The sequence below is a fragment of the Bradyrhizobium sp. Arg816 genome, assembly GCF_029989365.1.
Classification (GTDB): Bacteria; Pseudomonadota; Alphaproteobacteria; order Rhizobiales; family Xanthobacteraceae; genus Bradyrhizobium.
In genome coordinates, this window is the sequence record NZ_JAPRAQ010000001.1 from 165,374 (window position 1) to 184,068 (window position 18,695).

The following is an 18,695-nucleotide window of genomic DNA, read 5'->3' on the forward strand; positions in this document are numbered from 1 at the left end:
CGAGCATCGGACGGCTATTTCTGACAGCTCTCGTCGCCACCGGGCGAGCTGCGTTACTTTCTCTCGCCCAGCTGCGCATATCTCGACAGATTCTGGTTTCGAGACAACGGGTGGTTCAATTGTAGTTCATGGAGGGTCATGCGATGCGTCGTGTCGCTTTCCTCATTCGCATTGCGCTGGTCGTCGCCGCAAGTTCGGGAATTGAGACCGCTCTCGGCGATCCAATATATGTCGACCAAGGCCCGTATTGGACAGCGGAAGACAGGGCCGACTACTACACGCGCGACCAAGGCTCCCGCTTAATCAACCTCACCTGGTTACGGGCATTGAAAGCGAAGGACGGACAACCGTTCCTCTCGGACGGTCTGGCCCGATACGGCTTTCTCCCAAATCCGGGCGACAAGGCCAACCTCCCCGTCGGCCTCCACACCACAGGTCCCGCAGAGTCCCAGATGGTCGGGATAACATGCTCCGCGTGTCACACGCGGCAGGTTGAAGTGGAGGGCAAGACGTACCGCATCGATGGCGGTCCGGCCTTTATGGATTTCCAGGAGTTCCTGAGCGACCTGGACAAGGCGGTAGGAGACGCAACCGCCAGCAAGACGGCATTCGCTGCATTTGCTGCGGCCGTCTCCCAACCTGCGACACCTTCTGATGCCGATGTTGACGCACTACGTCAGAGGGTTGATGCATGGCACCTGCGCTTCCATGCATTCGTGGCCGGTACATTGCCGCCTGTTGGCTGGGGGCCTGGGCGGCTGGACGCCGTCGGAATCATCTTCAACCGCATATCCGGCACCGACGTCGGGCCGCCGCCTGATTTTTTGATCAAGGACAACATGAGGATTGCCGACGCTCCGGTGCGGTATCCTTTCCTGTGGAACACACCGATGCAGAACCAAACCGACTGGGCCGGTTTTGTGTCGAATGGAAACCGCGTTTTTGCACTTGCCCGGAACACCGGGCAAGCTCTGGCGTTCGCCAACTTTGAACCAAAGCGTTCGTCCGGCTTATTCTTGGACTACGCCAACTCCATCAACTTCGATGGGCTGGAAAGACTCGAGAAATTGATCTTGAAGATGGGTCCGCCAAAATGGCCACGGGAATGGCCTATCGACTCGAAACTGGCTGACGACGGTCAAAAACTCTACGAAAGACACTGCAGCGAGGGGTGTCACAAGAAGAAGGAGATACACGCCCTGCGTGACTTTTTTGCTACGACGTGGGAGACGCCGCTCAAGAACGTCGGCACCGACACTCGTCAATTCGATGAGCTCGGTTGGAGAGTGAAGACCGGCGCGCTGAAGGGAGCAGGCACCCTGGGGGTCGCCAGGGATCTCAAGGAAGAGGATTATGCCGTCCACATGATGTTTAGCGCAGTCGCCGGCACGATTCTGAACTATAAGCTGTCTTTAGGGAGCGAGCTCGGTGCTGGTGACGGCTTTGGCTCCTCCTTGCCTCGCAACGGGCCAATGGCGCGCTCCGCACCCAAGTCTCCGTTGCCAGCGTCTCCGGCTCCGGCACGGGCCTCCACCGAACCGCCCAGCGCGCAACCATCGGGAGCGCCGGACAGCCTGACAATCGAGCCTTGGACGTTTTTCAGGCGCACCCTCAAGAGAGGCAAGTATGAAGCTCGCGTGCTGGAGGGAATTTGGGCCGCGGCGCCTTACTTGCACAACGGCTCGGTGCCGACATTGGCGGAATTGCTCGTACCGCCTGCGAAGCGCATGTCACAGTTCAAAGTTGGCGCGAGATACGACATCAAAAATGTTGGTCTTGACGTCACACAAGAGGGGCCAACTCGTCCAGTCACCGATTGCAATGACCTCAATTCAGGAAACAGCCGATGCGGGCATGACTATGGCACGAGCTTGAGCGACGACGAAAAGAAGGCACTCCTCGAATATTTGAAGACTCTTTGACAGCCTCGACTCTGTCTGCGCTAGAAGATGTAGTCCGCGCAAGCGCTTTGCGCGAAGGACTGCGATCGACTATGTTCCGCGTTCCCCGAGAACCCGATCCGGAACATCGTCATGTCTCCTCCTCCCTCAAAACGCTTCCCCGCACCCGCCCTCGACACACTCCCCGACGACATCCGCACGCGCCTGCTCGCCGTGCAGGAGAAGAGCGGCTTCGTGCCGAACGTGTTCCTGACGCTGGCCTACCGGCCCGACGAGTTCCGCGCGTTCTTCGCCTATCATGATGCGCTGATGGAGAAGGACGGCGGCCTCACCAAGGCCGAGCGCGAGATGATCGTGGTCGCGACCTCGGCGGCCAACCAGTGCCAGTATTGCGTGATCGCGCACGGCGCGATCCTGCGCATTCGCGCCAAGAACCCTGTGATCGCCGACCAGGTCGCTGTGAACTACCGCAAGGCCGACATCACGCCGCGGCAAAAGGCGATGCTCGATTTCGCGATGAAGGTTTCGGCCGACGCGCAGCGCGTCTCCGAGGAGGACTTCGCGGCGCTCGCGCCGCACGGCTTCAGCGACGACGACATCTGGGACATCGCCGCAATCTCGGCCTTCTTCGCGCTGTCCAATCGGCTGGCAAACTTCACCGGCATGAGGCCGAACGAGGAGTTTTACCTGATGGGGCGTTTGCCGAAAAAATGACGGAGCTCGACTGGCCCGAAATCCTTGCTCGTCTCGGTGCCGCGACCGTCGCCGCCGGCGCGATCGGCCTCGACCGCGACCTGCACGGCAAGCCGATCGGGCTGAAGACGCTCGGCATCGTCGGGCTCTCCACGGCGACCGTGGTTCTGCTCGCCCTGCAGCTCGCCGAACCAACCAGGGTCGCCGATGCCGCAAGCCGCGTCATCCAGGGCATCCTCACCGGCATCGGCTTTCTCGGTGCCGGCGTCATCGTGCATCAGAGCATCGGATTTCGCGTCCGCGGGCTGACCAGCGCCGCCTGCACCTTTCTCGCGGCCTGCATCGGCATCGTCTGCGGTGCCGGACAGTGGAAGATCGTCACCGTCGCGCTGGCCCTCGCCTTCGTGCTGTTGACGGTGGGCCGCCACATCGAGCGGCGGTTGCACCGCATGCTCGGCGGCAAAGGCGGCCCGCGCGAGGCAGAGACGCCGCACGAGTAGCGTTGCGCGCCGGTACCGACCTAGGCCTCTTCAACCTCAAGCGTAATCGAAACCTTCAGCGGCGGCGCTCCCTCTTCGCGGACATCGACGACGACGCGATGGGCGCTACCGGCAGCGAAGGCATCGCGGGCGATGGAGGCGCGGGTCAGCACCGCCTCCTTGCGTGCGTCCTCATCTCTTCGGTCGTCGTCCGGAATGAGACGGCCGTTCTCGTGAATGTCGAAGTTGAATCGCGGCATCGGGCCCCTTAAAGGGTCGGCGACTGATGCAGATAACGGCCGTCGAAATCGGCAAGTTCCAAAAATTTCCGCTCGTCCAGCACCGTGACGCGGCCGCGGTGCAGCTCGGCGATGCCCTCCTGCCGCAACTGCTTGATCACGCGGTTGGCGTGCACCGCCGTGATGCCCAAAGCTTCGCCGATCTGCTCCTGGGTCAGCGGCATCTCGAAGCTGTTGCCGTCCAGACGCTCGATGACCCGAAGACGCTCGCGCAGCTCGATCATGACATGGGCAAGCCTTGCGGGCGCGGGACGCTGGCCAACATTGACGATCCATTCGCGGAACATGGCGGAGTCGATCAGCGTGTCTCGCCAGAACAGCTCGGCGACGCTTGGACTGCGCTGGTGCAATTTTCGCAGCGTTTCGTGCTTGATGAATCCGAGCGTGCACGGGGTCAGCGTCGACAGGTCGTGATCCATCACGTGCAGGAACAGGCTCATCAGGTCGGGGATCTCACCGGGGATGTGGATGGAGAGGATCTGGCGCTTGCCGCTTGGAATCGTCTTGGAACGCGCACAGAAGCCGTCTGCGATCAGGCAGCAATCGGTTGCGCGCTCGCCATCGCGGACCACGGGCGTCTCCGCCGGGTATTGACGAACCGCGATCGGGAGCGCCTCGATCTCCTTCACGTCGTCGTCCGAGATGCCTGAAGATGTGCGCAAACGCCTGACAAGCGCAGCACGGATCGTATCGCTGGGCACGCGGGTCAGCTCCGACCGGTACATTTGGGACCTGTATTGCAATCCTTGGCGCCGAGGCGCCGCTGCAATGAAAAACCCGCGATCCACGCTCCCGGTTCCAACAAAAGTTAAGGACGCCACTCGCCTCACCATGGTGGGCTTCGCGCCGGAAAGGTCCAGCCATGACCAAGAAGCGCAACCGCACGCGACCGGCCCTGTCACTCCAGCAGCGCCTGAACAAGTTCACGCAGGACGCCCGCGCCGCGGCCAAGAAGCTCCCAGCCGGCACCGAACGCCACACGCTGTTGCAGAAGGCGCGCGACGGCGAGGCAGCCGCCGAGATGGAACGCCTTCTGTCCCCACCCGGCCCGCAGCATCAGAAGTGATCGTCGCACCGTTGCATACCTGCGACCGCGAGGCGCTACGTCGCTAGCGCTGCGCCATCAACTCGAGCGCCGGAGCAAAGCGCTCGGAAAATGTCAGCGTCTTGGCGTGGCGAACTGCGGCAAACGATGCCGAGATTCCTGCTGTGGCGACTGCGAGCAAGGCAATTGCGAAAACCAGACGGCGCATGTTGGCCTCCTGTGTGAGCTCGACTACCCCACAGAGATGGGGCGGCTCTGTTTCAGGACGGTTTCATCCCTGCGGAAAATGACTTCGCTCAAGCGGCTGTGATGAGATCCGGCTTCTCGGGGTGCGCGCCGTAACCAAATAACAATAATCGCTGTTGTCTTGCGACGGTCGCGAGCGGTACCGGGAATTTCACGCCAGCGACCACGATCATGAATCGCAAGACTGCCGCGATAAGCAGTGTTCGCAGAAATGCGGAGTCATCGAGGATTGCTCAAATGAACGTCGTCATCCGGAAACTCAATGGTCTGTGGCACCTCGTCGTCGGCTCGTGCCAGATCCGAACGCCCTTCCTGGCAACCCAGGACCGCGCACTGGTCGTAAGCTACGCCCGGCGCGTCTACCCCGGCGCCAAGATCTTCCAGCGCGACTGATGCGAATGGTTGCGCTTAGTCCTCGTCCGCCGGTCCGCACCAGCCGGGCAGATAGATGGCATCCTTGCTCTTGGCTGCGGACAGGGCCTTCTCGAGCGCCTTGTCGAAATTGGCATCGACTGCCTTGCGCGACAGTTTCCGGCGCAGAAAGTCGGCCCACAGGAATTCGGAGAACGGGGTGGTGTCCTTCGCAAAGCCGCCCATGCGGCGGAGCTCACCGGCAAGGCTTCGGAACGGATCGTCCTTGAGATCGACGACCGATTTCGGCAGATCGCGGAACGGCCGCCGCTCACCCTTGGAATCGTAAGGGTAGACCCAGCGCTTGTTGTCCATCACGCCCCAGAACGCCTCGCGCTCGACCATCCTGAGGTCGCCGACCACGGTCACCAGCACCTCCTTGACGCCCTCGTCGTGCAATGCGCGGCCGAGATGATGATGGTCGATCACGTAGTAGCGCTGATCCGGTCCGTAGACGACGGGGATCATGTGATTGCCAAGCAGGTCGGCCTGCTTCTTCTTGTCGTGCTCGCGCCAGCGCTTTCGCTTCTCCTTGACCTCGCGCATGCCGACCGTCATCTGCGTCGGCCGGAGCGACAGGATCGGCACCGGATGCACTCTCGGTTCGCGTGCGTTGGTGGTGGTCATGGTCGAAGGCCCCTCACATGGTTGCAACCGGTGGTCCGGTTCCCTTGATTATGCCATGGGCGCCGCGGTGGCAAAATGCGTTCGATCCGGCCGCGGAGATCACAAGCAGATGTTCACGAGAGCCGGCGATGCGTGCTTCGGGGTTGTTGCTGCAACGCAACCCCCGCATCCTGTCACCGGCCTGACAGCCGGCGCCGCGTTCGTTCGCGGGCCGTTCCGGAAAGATGCCATGCAAGATAGTGCGAAAGCGCAATGCACGTGCGCGTTGAGAAGATTTTCTGCAAGGCATTCACGACGTATGCTATCTAAAAACCGCTGCTTCGGAGTGATCCCCGCGCCATGAAAACACAGCGGCCCATCAGCTCGGATGACGAGCACCGGGTGCTCCAGTTCAGGCCGCGCAACGCGTCTCCCCCGCCGGTCCAACGGGGCAGCGGCACCGTGCAGCCGTTGCGCGTCGCGCCCGAGCCGCTCGACCTGTCGCGCTACGAGCAGCCCCGCCGGGAACCGGATAATTTCCGCCACCGCATGCTCGCCAATATCGCGGCGCTCGCCTTCACCATCGCGCTGACCGCAATCGGAATCTGGCTCGCGGTGAGCATTGCCGACCTGCGCCGCACCCAGGACTGCGTGCTGATGGGCCGCCGGGACTGCGCCAAGATCACGACGCCCCATATCTAGGTACGTCTCCCGGCTGAAAGGCCCGCCGACGGCATCCCCAGCCCTGTCGCCGGGGCCGCCCGGCTCCATTGAACTCAGCGCGGCGCTCCGATATATGGGCTTTCGACCCGGCCAGAGGGGGGTTTGAGGGCGTCATCGGGGCGCGATGCCCACCCACCGTTCCACTCTGGAACTTCAGACAAATGTCAGCAATATATCAAAGGCTTAGTGATGTCCTCCACATTCGATCAGGTCGCTACGATCATCGCTGAAACCTGCGACATCCCGCGCGACACGATCACGCCGGATAGCCACGCCATCGATGACCTCGGCATCGACAGCCTCGATTTCCTGGACATCGCGTTCGCGATCGACAAGCAGTTCGGCATTAAGCTGCCGCTGGAAAAGTGGACCCAGGAGGTCAACGACGGCAAGGCGACCACCGAGCAGTATTTCGTCCTGAAAAATCTGTGCGCCCGCATCGACGAATTGGTTGCGGCCAAGGGCGCAAGCGCCTAAGCGCGCGGTCATGCAACTCGAATACTTCCACATGATCGATCGCGTCGTCGACCTCAACGTCGACGCGAAGACGATTGTCGTCGAAGCCCTGGTCCCCAAGGAGAGCACGATCTTCGAGGGGCACTTCCCGGGCTATCCCCTGATGCCCGGCGTGCTCCTGATCGAATCGATGGCCCAGGCCTCGGGCTGGCTTCAGCTCGGCGTGCTCAAGTTCGAGCGCATGCCGATCCTGGCCGCCGTCAAGGAGGCCAAGGTCCGCGGCTCGGTCTTCCCCGGCGATCTCATGACCATCGAGGCGACCCTGTCGCATCAGGGCTCGGGCTACGCGGTGACCGAGGCCAAGATCAAGGTCGGCGGTAAGCTGCGCGCGAATTCGACGCTCACCTTCACGCAGATCCCCTTCCCCAATGCGGATATGCGCGGCTTCATGGACGCGGTCGCCAAACGCGTCGGCTTTCCGCAACAGGCCGTATCGCCATGACTGAAATTGCTTCGAAGGCCGGCCAGACGGAAGTCTGGATCACCGGCATCGGCCTTGCCACCTCGCTCGGCGAAGGCCTGGACGCCAACTGGGCCGCGCTTCAGGACAAGCGCATCAATGTCGACGAGAAGGGCTTTGCACCCTGCATCGTGCATCCCCTGATGCCTGTGACCTTCGACAGCCAGATCCCGAAGAAGGGCGACCAGCGCCAGATGGAAGCCTGGCAGCGCATCGGCACCTATGCCGCGGGCCTTGCGCTCGATTCCGCCGGGATCAAGGGCAACAAGGACATCCTGTCGAAGATCGACATGGTGGTGGCCGCCGGCGGCGGCGAGCGCGACATCAATGTCGACTCCGGCGTGCTCACGGCCGAGGTCAAGGGCGCCAATGCGCCCGGCTTCCTCAACGAACGGCTGATGAGCGATCTCAGGCCGACGCTGTTCCTGGCCCAGCTCTCGAACCTGCTCGCCGGCAACATCGCCATTGTGCACGGTCTCGGCGGCACCTCGCGCACTTTCATGGGCGAAGAGGTCGCGGGCGCCGATGCGGCGCGCATTGCGCTCGCGCGCATCGCCTCGGGCGAGAGCGACATCGCGCTGATCGGCGGCTCCCACAATGGCGAGCGCAAGGACCTGATGGTCCTCTACGAATTCGGCGCCTTCAATCTGAAGGACAAGTTTGCTCCGGTGTGGGCGCGCAAGGATCACGCCGGTTTCGCGCTGGGATCTGCCGGCGCGTTCCTGGTGCTGGAATCGAAGGCGCACGCGGAGGCGCGCGGCGCAAAGCCGTTCGCAAAGCTTTCGAGCGTCGTTGCCGACCTCGCCCGGCGCAAGCAGCCCGGCGACATGGCCGCGACGCTGGAGAAGCTTTGGGAAAAGCTGCCCAGGCGCGAGGGCAAGGGCGCGATCATATCGGGCGCGACCGGCGCGGAGCCCGCGACGTCAGAGGAGCTCGGCTTCCTGAAGGGCCATCCCGACTTCCCGGTGCGTTCGACCGGCACGATGTTCGGCCACACCATGGAAACGCAATTCCCGCTCGGCATTGCGCTTGCGGCGCTGTCGATCTCGCGCGGTGCGCTGTTCCCGCCGAACGATTCCACCGGGACGGAGATTGAAATGCAGGGCGCGCCCACCCAGATTGTGGTGGTGGGGGCCGGACACTGGCGCGGCGAGGGCATGGCTCTGGTCGAGGCCGTAAGCTGAAGCGCGTCGCGCTTTGGCGGATGCTCTAGCTCAATCGGGGGATCGACATGACTGCACCACGCGACAAACTCGGGCGTCCCGTCGTCGTCGTCACCGGCATGGGCATCATGACCTCGCTCGGCAACGGCAAGGCCGACAATTGGGCGAAGCTCGTCGCCGGCGAATCCGGCATCCGCACCATCACGCGCTTTCCGGTCGACGGCCTGAGGACGACGATGGCCGGCACGGTCGATTTCGTCAGCGTCGATCCGTTCTCCTCCACCGCCCTGTCCGAGCGGATGGCTGAGCTCGTCACGCAGGAAGCGCTCGAGCAGGCCGGCATCGGCGCCAAGGCCGATTTCCCCGGTCCGCTCTTCCTTGCGGTTGCACCGGTCGAAGTCGAATGGCCGCAGCGCCGTGAGCTTGGCCGCGCCGTCGGCGCGCAGGATATCACCTATGACGATCTGCTGCGCATCTCCGGCGGCGGCAAGTACAGTGCCTATCACCACCGCTTCATGTTCGGCTCGGTGGCAGCCCATCTCGCCGAGACCTTCGGCACCAAGGGCTCGCCGATCTCGCTGTCGACGGCCTGCGCCTCGGGCGCGACCTCGATCCAGCTCGGCGTCGAGGCGATCCGCCGCGGCGAGACCGATGCCGCGCTGTGCGTGGCCACCGACGGCACCGTGAACCCCGAAGCTCTCGTGCGTTTCTCGCTGCTCTCGGCGCTGTCGACCCAGAATGATCCGCCGCAGGCGGCCTCCCGCCCCTTCTCCAAGAACCGCGACGGTTTCGTCATGGCCGAGGGCGCCGGCGCGCTCGTCCTGGAGAGCTACGAGGCCGCGACCGCGCGCGGCGCAAAAATCCTCGGCGTGATCGCCGGCTGCGGCGAGCTCACCGATTCCTTCCACCGCACCCGCTCTTCGCCCGATGGCAAGCCGATCATCGGCTGCATGAACAAGACGCTGGCCGATGCCGGCATGACGCCGGACCAGATCGACCACATCAACGCGCACGGCACCGCGACGCCCGAGAACGACAAGATGGAATTCAACACGACGTCGGCCGTGTTCGGCGATCTCGCGCAGAAGATCCCGGTGACCTCCAACAAGTCGATGGTCGGCCACACCATCTCGGCCGCGGGCGCGGTCGAAGCGATCTTCTCGCTGCTCACCCTCGAGCATCAGCGCATTCCGCCGACGATCAACTACGAGACCCCGGATCCCACGATCCTGTTCGACGTCGTCGGCAACAAGGCCCGCGATGCCCGCGTCACCGCAGTGATGTCGAACTCGTTCGGCTTCGGCGGCCAGAACGCCTCGCTGATCCTGACCCGCGAACCGGCCTGACCGGACGCATGGCGCTGCTTCCTGCGAGCACGAAGGCCCGCGCGCGGGAGGCTGCCAAATCGCTCGGCGGCAGCCTGATTGGTGCTGCCACCGTCGGCATGCTGCGCACCACGCGTTATTTCGATCCGGCCAAGACCTCGGACTTCTTCTCCCGCGTGGTGAAGACGATCGGCCCGCGCCTGCGCGAGCACCGCATCGGCCGCGCCAACCTCACCGCGGCATTTCCGGAGAAGTCGCCGGAAGAAATCGAACAGATCCTGATGGGCGTGTGGGACAATCTCGGCCGCGTCGGCGCCGAATTCGCCCATATGGACCACGTCTGGGACTACGACCGCGACCATCCCGAGAAGAGCCGGATCGAACTCCCGGCGCGCAGCATCGAGCTGTTCGACCAGATCCGCGATGACGGCAAGCCGGCGCTGATCTTCGCCGCGCATCTCGCCAACTGGGAATTGCCGGCACTCGCCGCCGTCGAGCATGGGCTGGACGCCGCGATCCTCTACCGCCGCCCCAACATCGCCTCCGCCGACCGCATCATCCAGGAGATGCGCCAGGTCAACATGGGCACGCTGATCCCGGCGGGGCGCGATGCGCCGCTGCGCCTCGCGCAGGCGCTCAAGGACGGCAAACACGTCGCCATGCTGATCGACCAGTATCTGACCGGCGGCGTCGAGGTCACCTTCTTCGGCCGCAAGACCCGCGCCAACCCGATGCTGGCGCGCCTGCTCCGCCAGGTCGAATGCCCGATCCACGGTGTCCGCATCATCCGCCTGCCCGGCGGCCGATTCCGCGGCGAGCTGACCGAGGAGGTCCCGCCCGTGCGCGATGCCGAGGGCAAGATCGACATCCAGGGCACGACCCAGGCGATCACCAGCGTGGTGGAAAGCTGGGTGCGCGAGCATCCCGAGCAGTGGCTGTGGCTGCACCGCAGGTGGCGGTAGCTACTGCCGTCATTGCGTGGAGGCCGAGAGCGCCTCATTCTCGGTGTCATCGCCCGGCTTGACCGGGCGATCCAGTATCCCAGAGGCTTTCGTTGGAGAGCTCGCTCTCACAATTCACGCCGCGGCGTACTGGATGCCCCGCCTTCGCGGGGCATGACAGCGGGGTTCAAACTTCCCGCCCTACTGCTCCGGCAGTCCCGCATCGACCTCGGCCTGAACGATGCGCTCCCAGGCTGCGATATTAACCGGACTTACGTTCTTCAGCGGCGGCGAGACGTTGAGCCTGGTCGTACCGGGCCGCAGCCTCAGGCCCTCCGCGATCGCCGCCCTCGCCTCCTCGAACCGGCCCGATCTCTGGTAGGCGGCAGCGAGCAGCAGGTGCGAGCGCCCGGACGCCGGCGTGATGGCGATCGAACGCTGCAGCCACGGCAACGCCTCCTCGTCGCGCCCCATCAAGAGATTCGCCAGGCCCGCGCCGAGCAGCCAGGTCCAGCGCGAGGCCGGCGGCGTATCGTAGCGATCGGCTTGCCGGAATGTCGCGAGCGCATCGTCGTGGCGGCCGAGAAAGATCTGCCCGAGGCCGATCAGATAGAGCGCAGACCCATTCCACGGATCGAAGCTCAATGCCTTGGCGCAGGTGACGAGACTTTCGACGAAATGGTTGGTCGCGCTGAGGAAGCGGCAATAGGCCTCGAGCACCGGAATGGAATTCGGCTTCGACCGCAACGCCTGCTCGAGCGTCGCATTGGCCTTCGCCTCGACGGCGACCGCCTCCTCCGGGCTGAACCAGACCATCTGGATGCCGCGCATCTGGAGCGAGGCGAGCGCAACCGCGATGTCGAGATTGTCAGGGTCGTCGCTGAGCGCCTTTTGCAGCATGGCCTGCGCCGCGCCAAAGCGCTCGCGCGTGGTCTGGTTGATCGAGGCGAGCGCCTGCTCGACGGCCACCTTGTCGCCGCCGGCCGACGCCCCGGCGGCCTGGGGGCGCGGCACACGCGACTCCAGAATCTCGTTGAGACGGCGCGCAAGCCCGTGACCGACGCCGGCGACGAGCCGCGACTGCGCAAGCTGCGCGTCCGCCTCGTCCGCCGCGACTGACGCTGCAACGACCGACTGCACCTCTCCGGTCGCGGCCTTGATGATGCGCGCGCGCAGCGTCCACGACTGATCGCGACGCTCCAGTTCGCCGCGCAGCTCGTAATCGGATGATGCGGCGGGCGCAGCGGTGCTGTCGCCGCCCTTGGCTGCCAATCGCGGCGCAACCACGCTGATGTTCTGGATCTTGGCAAAACCATCCGTGAGGCGGGCAGTGACGTCGGCGGCCATTGCCGCGCCGCGCGCATCGTTGCTGTCGTCAACGATCGGCATCACCGCGAGCCGCGGCGGCGTTCGCCTGAACAGGAGGTCCGGCTTCAGCACGGGCGCGGCAACCGCAAGCCCCATGACGATCACGCAGAGCCCGGCCACGGCGGCGACCATGGCCTGCCGGCTCAGACCGAACAGGGCGCGCTGCGGCCTCACGGGCGCCGCGACCACCTCGGCCGACGGCAGGAGCGCGACCTCCCCGGCCGGCGTCAGGTCGGCGGGCGCGTCCACGACCTCCGCCGCCAGCAGATAGCCGCCGCCGGAGGCGAGCTTGATCAGTTGCCGCCGCTCGTCACCGAGCGCGGTGCGCAGCTCGCGGATGCACTGGAACAGGCTGTCCTCGCCGACATGGACGTTCGGCCAGACCGCCTCATGGGGTTCGTCGGCTACAGCACGGCCGGCAGCGCGACCATCACCAACACCTATAATCTATCCTTCATGGGCTTGAGCACGGCCGGCAACGCGGTCATCACCAACAATGGCGGCGGTCCCTTCCACAGTTCCATCGGAACGACCTATTTCCGGGTCCACGCAACCGCGGGCAATGCGCAGCTGATCAACAACGACCCGGGCGCCGCCTTCGATTTTTCCGGCAGCACCGGCCCGAACGGCGACAACAAGCTCAGCGCCGGCTCGATCGCCGGCAACGGCGCCTTCTCTTGCGGCGCCAACGAGCTGACGGTCGGCGGCAACAATCTGTCGACCACCGTCAGCGGCGTGATCGCCGATGGCGGCTACTTTGGCGGCACCGGCGGTTCACTGGTAAAGACCGGCACCGGCACGCTGACGCTGTCGGGCACCAACGCCTATATCGGCGGCACCACCTTCGCCGGCGGCACGGTCAGCGTCTCCTCGGACGCCAATCTCGGCGACCTCGCGGGCGGCCTGACCTTCAACGGCGGCACCTTGCAGATATCAGGCACGGCTTTCAACGCCACCACGCGCAGCATCTCCTTCGGTGCCGGCGGCGGCACGCTGGAGATTGCAGCGGCAGCCAACAATTTCGTCATCAGCCAGAATCTCAGCGTCGGCGCGCTGACCAAGTCCGGCGCCGGCACGCTGACCTTGACCGGCGCGGACAATTTATCCGCCCTGACGATCTCTGCCGGCACGCTGGTGTTCAGCGGCAATGCCACGGCCGGCGGCACTCAAATCACCAACAACGCGCAGCTGACCTTCGATACCAACGCCACAGCCGGAAGCGCCACCATCACCAACAACGGCAACGTGCTGTTCGACGGCAACGCCACGGCCGGCAGCGCGCAGCTCATCAACAGCACGCCCAGCGCCGTCTTCGACTTCTCGATGAGCACCGGCCCGAACAGCGACAACAAGCTCAGCGCCGGCTCGCTCGCCGGTGGCGGCACCTTCGACCTCGGCGGCAAGCAGCTGACGGTCGGCAGCAACAACCTGTCGACCAATGTCACCGGCGTGCTTGCCGATGGCGGATCCGGCGGCGGCACCGGCGCCTCGCTGGTGAAGGTCGGCACCGGCAGGCTGACCCTGTCGGGCGTCAACACCTACACCGGCGCGACCCAGATCGACGGCGGCACGCTGGCGGTGAACGGCTCGATCGCGTCCTCCAGCGGCGTCACCGTGAACAGCGGCGGCACGCTTGGCGGCACCGGCACCGTCGGCAACACGACGATCGCGAGCGGCGGCACGCTGGCGCCGGGCAATTCCGTCGGCACCCTCACCGTCAGCGGCAACCTGACCTTCAACGCCGGCAGCTTCTATACCGTCGAGGTCTCGCCGAGCGCCGCCGACCGCACCAATGTCACCGGCATTGCGACGCTCACCGGCGCGACCGTGCAGGCGGTCGCCTTGCCCGGCAGCTTTCGGCAGCAGACCTACACCATCCTGAACGCCAGCGGCGGCTTCGGTGGAACACATTTCGCCGGCCTCACCGGCAGCAGCTTCGCGCCCGGCGCGCGCAATCCGCACCTCACCTACGATCTGAACAACGTCTATCTCGTGCTCGATCCCGGCACGATCGCGCTGTCGCCGGGTATGGGGGGCAACCAGAGCAATGTGGCCGGCGCCATCAACCGGGCGGTCGAGGCCGCCGCGACGCCGCCGGCAGGGTTCGACGTGCTGCTCAACATGGGCCAGCCGCAGCTCAACGGCGCGCTCGGCCAGGTCTCCGGCCAGCCCGGCGCCGCGGGCAGGCAAGCCTCGTTCAACGCCACGCAGCAGTTCGTCAATATGCTCGATCCGCTCGGTGGCGGCGGCTTGGACGGCGAGCGCGGCGGCACTGCCGGCGACAGCGGGACGCTGGGCTATGCTTCCATCAGACCAAACGACGCCAAGGTGCGCGAGGCCTACGCCGCGGTGACGCCGCGCGAGGCAAGCGGTGATGTCATCGACCGGCGCTGGGGCGTATGGGCGTCCGGCTATGGCGGCGCCAGCACGCTGAACGGCAATGCCGCATCGGGTTCGAGCACCACCACCAGCCGCATCTACGGCACCGTGGTCGGCGCCGATTATCGCGTCTCGCCGAACACGCTGGTCGGCTTTGCGCTCGGCGGCGCCGGCTACAATTTTGCGCTCTCAAATAGCCTCGGCGGCGGCCGCGCCGATCTGTTCCAGGCCGGCTTCTATGGCCGCCACACATTCGGGCCGGCGTATATCTCCGCGGCGCTCGCCTATGGCTGGCAGGACGTCACCACCGATCGCACCGTGACGGTCTCAGGCACCGACAGGCTCACCGCGAACTTTAGGGCGAGCACCTTCTCCGGCCGCCTGGAAGCCGGCTGGCGCTTCGCACCCATTCCCGCCTCCAGCTTCGGCGTGACGCCCTACGCGGCCGCACAAGTCACGACCTTCCATTTGCCCGGTTACGGCGAGACCGCGCTCGTCGGCAGCAACCAGTTCGCGCTGTCCTACAGCTCGCAGGACACGACGAATGTGCGCACCGAGCTCGGCGCGCGGACCGACCAGCACTTCCTCATCAATGGTGGCGTGCTCACGCTGCGCGGCCGGCTCGCCTGGGCGCACGATTCCAACACCAGCCGCCTCGTCAGCGCAGCCTTCCAGACGCTGCCGGGCGCAGCCTTCACCGTCAACGGCGCGCAACCGGCGGCCGACTCCGCGCTGGTCGGCGGCCGCGCCGAGATGAAATGGCGGAACGGGTTCTCGCTCGCGGGCACCGTCGACGGCGAGTTCTCCCAGAGCACGCAGACTTACACGGGCAAGGGCACCGTGCGGTATGAGTGGTAAGCGGAAAGATCGTCTCGCGGCGACCCGCCGCTTGCGGGCCGCGCTGCTGGCGTCGTCGGCGCTGGCGTTGGCGCTGACGCTCGGGAGCCTGGCCGCGGCGCACGCGCAGTCGGGGCCGTTCCTCTACGTGGGCAATTCTGGTGACGCTACCGTCTCGGTCATCGATACGACGACGAACGCGGTCTCCGGATCCACCATCAACGTCGGCTCTGATCCCTCTGCAGTGGCGGTTCGCGGCGACCAGTCGCTGGTCTACGTGGCCAACTTATCTGACGGCACAGTTTCCGTGATCAATACCGCAACGAACACGGTGACGGCCACCATCCCGGTCGGAACCAATCCGTACGCGGTCGCCGTGAGTGCCGACGGCAGCCGCGTCTATGTGGCCAACGCTGTTGACGGCACGGTTTCCGTGATCGACACCGCGACCAACACGGTGGCCGCCACCATCCCGGTCGGAAGTTTTCCGCTCGGGATCGCCGTCAGTGCCGACGGCAGCCGCCTCTATGTGCCCAGCTTTACCGGCAACACGGTTTCCGTGATCAACACCGCGACCAACACGGTGACGGCCACCATCCCGGTCGGAAATGCTCCGCGGGGGGTCGTCGTCAGTGCCGACGGCAGCCGCGTCTATGTGGTGAACTCGAGCGGCAACTCGGTTTCCGTGATCAACACCGCGATCAACGCGGTGACGGCCACCATCCCGGTCGGAAGTCGTCCGGTGGCGGTCGCCGTCAGTCCCGACGGCAGTCACCTCTATGTGGTCAACTCGGTCAGCTCGTCGGTTTTCGTAGTCGATACCGCAACGAACACGGTGACGGCCGCCATCCCGGTTGGAGTTGTTCCGCTGGCGGTCAGCGTCAGTCCCGACGGCAGCCGCATCTATGTGACCATTGGTCTCGACACGGTTTCCGTGATCAACACCGCGACCAACACGGTGATGGCCACGCTGGCCGTTGGATTCCGTCCTTGGTCCTCCGGCATCTGCGGCGGCGGCAATGCCCTGCTGGCGGCGGGGCTGACATTCACGGCCAACACATCGGGCGCGCTGGCCTGCACCGGCGCTGGCGGGCCGGTGTTCACCGGGGGCACGATGCAATTCGCCGGCACCGGCATCACGAGCAATCTGCCGATCACCCTGATGGTCGCCGGCGGCACGTTCGATACCGCCGGCAACAATGCGACGCTGTCGGGGACGATCGGCGGGCCGGGCGGCCTCACCAAGATCGGTGCCGGAACCCTGACGCTCTCGGGCGCCGGCACCTATTTCGGGCCCACCTTAGTCAATGCCGGGACGCTGCAAGCCGGCATCGCGAACGCGTTTTCGCCGAACAGCAACTACACAATCGCAAGCGGGGCTGCGCTCGATCTCAACGGTTTCGATCAGACCATCGGCGGCCTGACGGGGACAGGATCGGTCATCAACGGCGGCGCCGCCATTCCAACGCTGACAATTGCGAGCGGCGGCATTTTTGCGCCCGGCAATGGCACGCCGGGCTCGTCGATGGCGATCGCGGGCAATCTCGCCTTCCAGTCCGGCGCGATCTATCAGGTGCAGGTGAATCCCTCGACCGCTTCGTTCGCGACCGTCAGCGGCACCGCCACGCTCGGCGGCGCCGGCGTGAACGCGGTGTTTGCCGGCGGCAGCTATGTGGCAAAGCAGTACACCATCCTGACCGCAGGCAGCGTCAGCGGCACGTTTGCTCCGACCGTGGTCAACACCAATCTGCCGGTGAATTTCAAGACCGATCTCGGCTATGACGCGACCCATGCCTATCTCGACCTGTCGCTCGCCTTCGTGGCGCCGCCGGGATCGGGGCTTGCCGGCAACCAGCAGGGCGTGGGGAACGCGATCGTCAATTTCTTCAACCGCAATGGCGGCATTTCGCTGATCTACAGCGCGCTCACCGCCAATGGCCTGACCCAGGCCTCCGGCGAGAGCGCCACCGGCTCGCAACAGACGACCTTCGGCGCCATGGGCCAGTTCATGGGCATGATGACCGATCCGTTCGCAGGACGCGGCGGCGGCATCGATGGCGCGACGTCACCGACGGGCTACGCGGAGGAAGGCGAGGCCAGCGCTTACGCCGCGAGCAACAAGACCGATGCGTTCGCGATGTTCACGAAGGTGCCGCTCGCCAGGGCCTACGAGCCGCGCTGGAGCGTGTGGGCGGCAGGCTTCGGTGGCTCACAATCGACCAGCGGCAATGCGGTGGTCGGTTCGAACGATTCTGCGAGCCGCATCGCCGGCACCGCTGTCGGCGCCGACTACCTGTTCTCGCCGAACACGCTCGCAGGCTTTGCGCTCGCCGGCGGCGGCACCAGCTTCAACGTCAATGGTCTGGGTTACGGCCGCTCCGACCTGTTCCAAGCCGGCGCCTATCTCCGCCACACCAATGGCCCGAGCTACATCTCTGCCGCGCTGGCTTATGGCTGGCAGGACGTCACCACCGATCGCACGGTGACGCTCGCCGGCGTCGACCGGCTGCGCGCCGAGTTCAACGCCAATGCGTGGTCCGGCCGGCTCGAAGGCGGCTATCGCTTCGTCGCGCCATGGGTCGGCGGCATCGGCCTCACGCCCTAGGCCGCGGTCCAGTTCACGACGTTCGATCTGCCGGCCTATGCTGAAACGGTGGTCTCGGGGAGCAATGCGTTTGCGCTTGCCTATGCCGCCAAGAGCGTGACCGATGCGCGCAGCGAGCTCGGCTTGCGCACCGACAAATCCTTCGCCACGGCGGATGGCGTCCTCACCCTGCGCGGCCGCGCCGCCTGGGCGCATGACTTCAATCCGGATCACTCCGTCGCCGCGACATTCCAGGCGCTGCCCGGCGCGAGCTTCGTCGTAGGCGGTGCACGATCGGCAGCCGACTCCGCCCTCGCCACCGCATCCGCGGAAATGAAATGGCTGAACGGCTGGTCGACGGCAGCAACCTTCGAAGGCGAGTTCTCCAACGTGACGCGCTCCTACGCCGGCAAGGGCGCGCTGCGTTATGCGTGGTAGCAGGCGCGTTGCTCTCGCGGTGTCTCGCACTGGGAGCGGCATCTGGGCGTGATGGCCACGTTACGACTCTGCCAGTGTTTTGCCCGACGAGTCAAAGGACCGGAGGCTGATCACATCAGGCGCATCCGGTGGCTCACTTCGCGTTGCGGGAGAGACGTTTCAGACTGTTGCGCCTGCGGGTCGATTCATCGAAACCACACCGCAACTTAGGCATCATCGCCGCCGGCAACACGCCGGTAGCGGTTCTACTGTGCATGGGGTTGTTTTGCGGGATTTAGTTT

Annotated in this window: 17 protein-coding genes and 2 pseudogenes; 14 read left to right on the forward strand and 5 right to left on the reverse strand. The window is 65.1% G+C overall.

Annotated features, from left to right (window positions below; genetic code table 11):
* Positions 1-143 precede the first annotated feature (143 nt).
* From OWC48_RS00770 to OWC48_RS00780, 3 genes are all read left to right on the forward strand, one after another.
* A complete protein-coding gene (locus tag OWC48_RS00770; RefSeq protein WP_282518211.1) occupies positions 144-1,922 on the forward strand; it encodes a di-heme-cytochrome C peroxidase in 1,779 nt (592 codons plus the stop codon).
* A gap of 111 nt (positions 1,923-2,033) precedes the next feature.
* The gene (locus tag OWC48_RS00775) at positions 2,034-2,615 is read left to right on the forward strand and encodes a peroxidase-related enzyme (protein WP_282518212.1); all 582 of its coding nucleotides are present in this window, start codon (positions 2,034-2,036) and stop codon (positions 2,613-2,615) included.
* Positions 2,612-3,094, forward strand: a complete 483-nt coding sequence (locus OWC48_RS00780) for an MgtC/SapB family protein (RefSeq protein ID WP_282518213.1) — start codon at positions 2,612-2,614, stop codon at positions 3,092-3,094. The genes OWC48_RS00775 and OWC48_RS00780 overlap by 4 nt, the downstream gene beginning before the upstream one ends.
* Positions 3,095-3,114: 20 nt before the next feature.
* On the opposite strand, the gene OWC48_RS00785 is transcribed toward OWC48_RS00780, so the two are convergent.
* Both OWC48_RS00785 and OWC48_RS00790 read right to left on the reverse strand, forming a co-directional pair.
* Positions 3,115-3,333: a DUF6894 family protein gene (locus tag OWC48_RS00785; RefSeq protein WP_282518214.1), complete on the reverse strand. Its 219-nt coding sequence runs from the start codon at positions 3,331-3,333 to the stop codon at positions 3,115-3,117.
* A gap of 8 nt (positions 3,334-3,341) precedes the next feature.
* Positions 3,342-4,073, reverse strand: coding sequence for a Crp/Fnr family transcriptional regulator (locus OWC48_RS00790; protein ID WP_282518215.1), 732 nt, complete (start codon positions 4,071-4,073; stop codon positions 3,342-3,344).
* Positions 4,074-4,234: 161 nt separating this feature from the next.
* Here OWC48_RS00790 and OWC48_RS00795 point away from each other — a divergent pair, with 161 nt between their 5' ends.
* Complete coding sequence (locus OWC48_RS00795; protein ID WP_282518216.1) at positions 4,235-4,438, forward strand: hypothetical protein; 204 nt, start codon at positions 4,235-4,237, stop codon at positions 4,436-4,438.
* 43 nt (positions 4,439-4,481) lie between these two features.
* Here the strand turns inward: OWC48_RS00795 and OWC48_RS00800 are convergent, their stop codons facing one another.
* Positions 4,482-4,625 (reverse strand): hypothetical protein, encoded by a 144-nt coding sequence (locus OWC48_RS00800; protein ID WP_282518217.1) that lies wholly within the window; start codon positions 4,623-4,625, stop codon positions 4,482-4,484.
* A 275-nt stretch (positions 4,626-4,900) separates the two neighbouring features.
* Here OWC48_RS00800 and OWC48_RS00805 point away from each other — a divergent pair, with 275 nt between their 5' ends.
* Positions 4,901-5,056 (forward strand): hypothetical protein, encoded by a 156-nt coding sequence (locus tag OWC48_RS00805; RefSeq protein ID WP_166352319.1) that lies wholly within the window; start codon positions 4,901-4,903, stop codon positions 5,054-5,056.
* Positions 5,057-5,071: 15 nt separating this feature from the next.
* Here the strand turns inward: OWC48_RS00805 and OWC48_RS00810 are convergent, their stop codons facing one another.
* On the reverse strand, positions 5,072-5,701 hold the full coding sequence (locus OWC48_RS00810) for a ParB-like protein (RefSeq protein WP_282518218.1): 630 nt from the start codon (positions 5,699-5,701) through the stop codon (positions 5,072-5,074).
* A 339-nt stretch (positions 5,702-6,040) separates the two neighbouring features.
* Between OWC48_RS00810 and OWC48_RS00815 the strand changes: the two genes are divergently transcribed.
* The 6 genes from OWC48_RS00815 to OWC48_RS00840 all read left to right on the forward strand — a co-directional run bounded on the left by OWC48_RS00815 (position 6,041) and on the right by OWC48_RS00840 (position 10,829).
* Positions 6,041-6,382 carry a hypothetical protein gene (locus tag OWC48_RS00815; RefSeq protein ID WP_282518219.1) on the forward strand — a complete coding sequence of 114 codons (342 nt, stop codon included), beginning with the start codon at positions 6,041-6,043 and terminating at the stop codon, positions 6,380-6,382.
* A 210-nt stretch (positions 6,383-6,592) separates the two neighbouring features.
* Positions 6,593-6,880 carry an acyl carrier protein gene (locus tag OWC48_RS00820; RefSeq protein WP_007592476.1) on the forward strand — a complete coding sequence of 96 codons (288 nt, stop codon included), beginning with the start codon at positions 6,593-6,595 and terminating at the stop codon, positions 6,878-6,880.
* 10 nt (positions 6,881-6,890) lie between these two features.
* A complete protein-coding gene (locus OWC48_RS00825; RefSeq protein WP_282518220.1) occupies positions 6,891-7,361 on the forward strand; it encodes a 3-hydroxyacyl-ACP dehydratase FabZ family protein in 471 nt (156 codons plus the stop codon).
* Positions 7,358-8,563, forward strand: coding sequence for a beta-ketoacyl-ACP synthase (locus OWC48_RS00830; RefSeq protein ID WP_282518221.1), 1,206 nt, complete (start codon positions 7,358-7,360; stop codon positions 8,561-8,563). Before OWC48_RS00825 ends, OWC48_RS00830 begins: the two co-directional genes overlap by 4 nt.
* Positions 8,564-8,610: 47 nt before the next feature.
* Positions 8,611-9,888, forward strand: a complete 1,278-nt coding sequence (locus OWC48_RS00835) for a beta-ketoacyl-ACP synthase (protein WP_282518222.1) — start codon at positions 8,611-8,613, stop codon at positions 9,886-9,888.
* A gap of 8 nt (positions 9,889-9,896) precedes the next feature.
* On the forward strand, positions 9,897-10,829 hold the full coding sequence (locus OWC48_RS00840; protein WP_282518223.1) for a lipid A biosynthesis lauroyl acyltransferase: 933 nt from the start codon (positions 9,897-9,899) through the stop codon (positions 10,827-10,829).
* A gap of 180 nt (positions 10,830-11,009) precedes the next feature.
* Here OWC48_RS00840 and OWC48_RS00845 read toward each other — a convergent pair whose 3' ends face one another.
* Positions 11,010-12,425: a tetratricopeptide repeat protein gene (locus tag OWC48_RS00845; protein WP_282518224.1), complete on the reverse strand. Its 1,416-nt coding sequence runs from the start codon at positions 12,423-12,425 to the stop codon at positions 11,010-11,012.
* Between the two features lie 48 nt (positions 12,426-12,473).
* On the opposite strand from OWC48_RS00845, the gene OWC48_RS00850 reads away from it, so the two are divergent.
* From OWC48_RS00850 to OWC48_RS00860, 3 genes and pseudogenes are all read left to right on the forward strand, one after another.
* Positions 12,474-15,413, forward strand: coding sequence for an autotransporter domain-containing protein (locus tag OWC48_RS00850; RefSeq protein WP_282518225.1), 2,940 nt, complete (start codon positions 12,474-12,476; stop codon positions 15,411-15,413).
* Positions 15,403-16,377, forward strand: a pseudogene (locus OWC48_RS47515) (beta-propeller fold lactonase family protein); the annotation flags it as partial. The gene OWC48_RS00850 and the pseudogene OWC48_RS47515, both read left to right, overlap by 11 nt.
* Positions 16,354-18,414: pseudogene (locus OWC48_RS00860) on the forward strand (autotransporter domain-containing protein). The pseudogenes OWC48_RS47515 and OWC48_RS00860, both read left to right, overlap by 24 nt.
* The last annotated feature ends 281 nt before the right edge of the window (positions 18,415-18,695 follow it).

What these genes read in the sequence shown, in the direction of transcription:
- OWC48_RS00795 (WP_282518216.1), top strand. Translation starts at nt 4,235, where the DNA reads ATGACCAAGAAGCGCAACCGCACGCGACCGGCCCTGTCACTCCAGCAG.
- OWC48_RS00785 (WP_282518214.1), bottom strand. Translation starts at nt 3,333, where the DNA reads ATGCCGCGATTCAACTTCGACATTCACGAGAACGGCCGTCTCATTCCG.
- OWC48_RS00825 (WP_282518220.1), top strand. Translation starts at nt 6,891, where the DNA reads ATGCAACTCGAATACTTCCACATGATCGATCGCGTCGTCGACCTCAAC.
- OWC48_RS00820 (WP_007592476.1), top strand. Translation starts at nt 6,593, where the DNA reads ATGTCCTCCACATTCGATCAGGTCGCTACGATCATCGCTGAAACCTGC.
- OWC48_RS00805 (WP_166352319.1), top strand. Translation starts at nt 4,901, where the DNA reads ATGAACGTCGTCATCCGGAAACTCAATGGTCTGTGGCACCTCGTCGTC.
- OWC48_RS00810 (WP_282518218.1), bottom strand. Translation starts at nt 5,701, where the DNA reads ATGACCACCACCAACGCACGCGAACCGAGAGTGCATCCGGTGCCGATC.
- OWC48_RS00775 (WP_282518212.1), top strand. Translation starts at nt 2,034, where the DNA reads ATGTCTCCTCCTCCCTCAAAACGCTTCCCCGCACCCGCCCTCGACACA.
- OWC48_RS00770 (WP_282518211.1), top strand. Translation starts at nt 144, where the DNA reads ATGCGTCGTGTCGCTTTCCTCATTCGCATTGCGCTGGTCGTCGCCGCA.
- OWC48_RS00835 (WP_282518222.1), top strand. Translation starts at nt 8,611, where the DNA reads ATGACTGCACCACGCGACAAACTCGGGCGTCCCGTCGTCGTCGTCACC.
- OWC48_RS00840 (WP_282518223.1), top strand. Translation starts at nt 9,897, where the DNA reads ATGGCGCTGCTTCCTGCGAGCACGAAGGCCCGCGCGCGGGAGGCTGCC.
- OWC48_RS00830 (WP_282518221.1), top strand. Translation starts at nt 7,358, where the DNA reads ATGACTGAAATTGCTTCGAAGGCCGGCCAGACGGAAGTCTGGATCACC.
- OWC48_RS00815 (WP_282518219.1), top strand. Translation starts at nt 6,041, where the DNA reads ATGAAAACACAGCGGCCCATCAGCTCGGATGACGAGCACCGGGTGCTC.
- OWC48_RS00800 (WP_282518217.1), bottom strand. Translation starts at nt 4,625, where the DNA reads ATGCGCCGTCTGGTTTTCGCAATTGCCTTGCTCGCAGTCGCCACAGCA.
- OWC48_RS00780 (WP_282518213.1), top strand. Translation starts at nt 2,612, where the DNA reads ATGACGGAGCTCGACTGGCCCGAAATCCTTGCTCGTCTCGGTGCCGCG.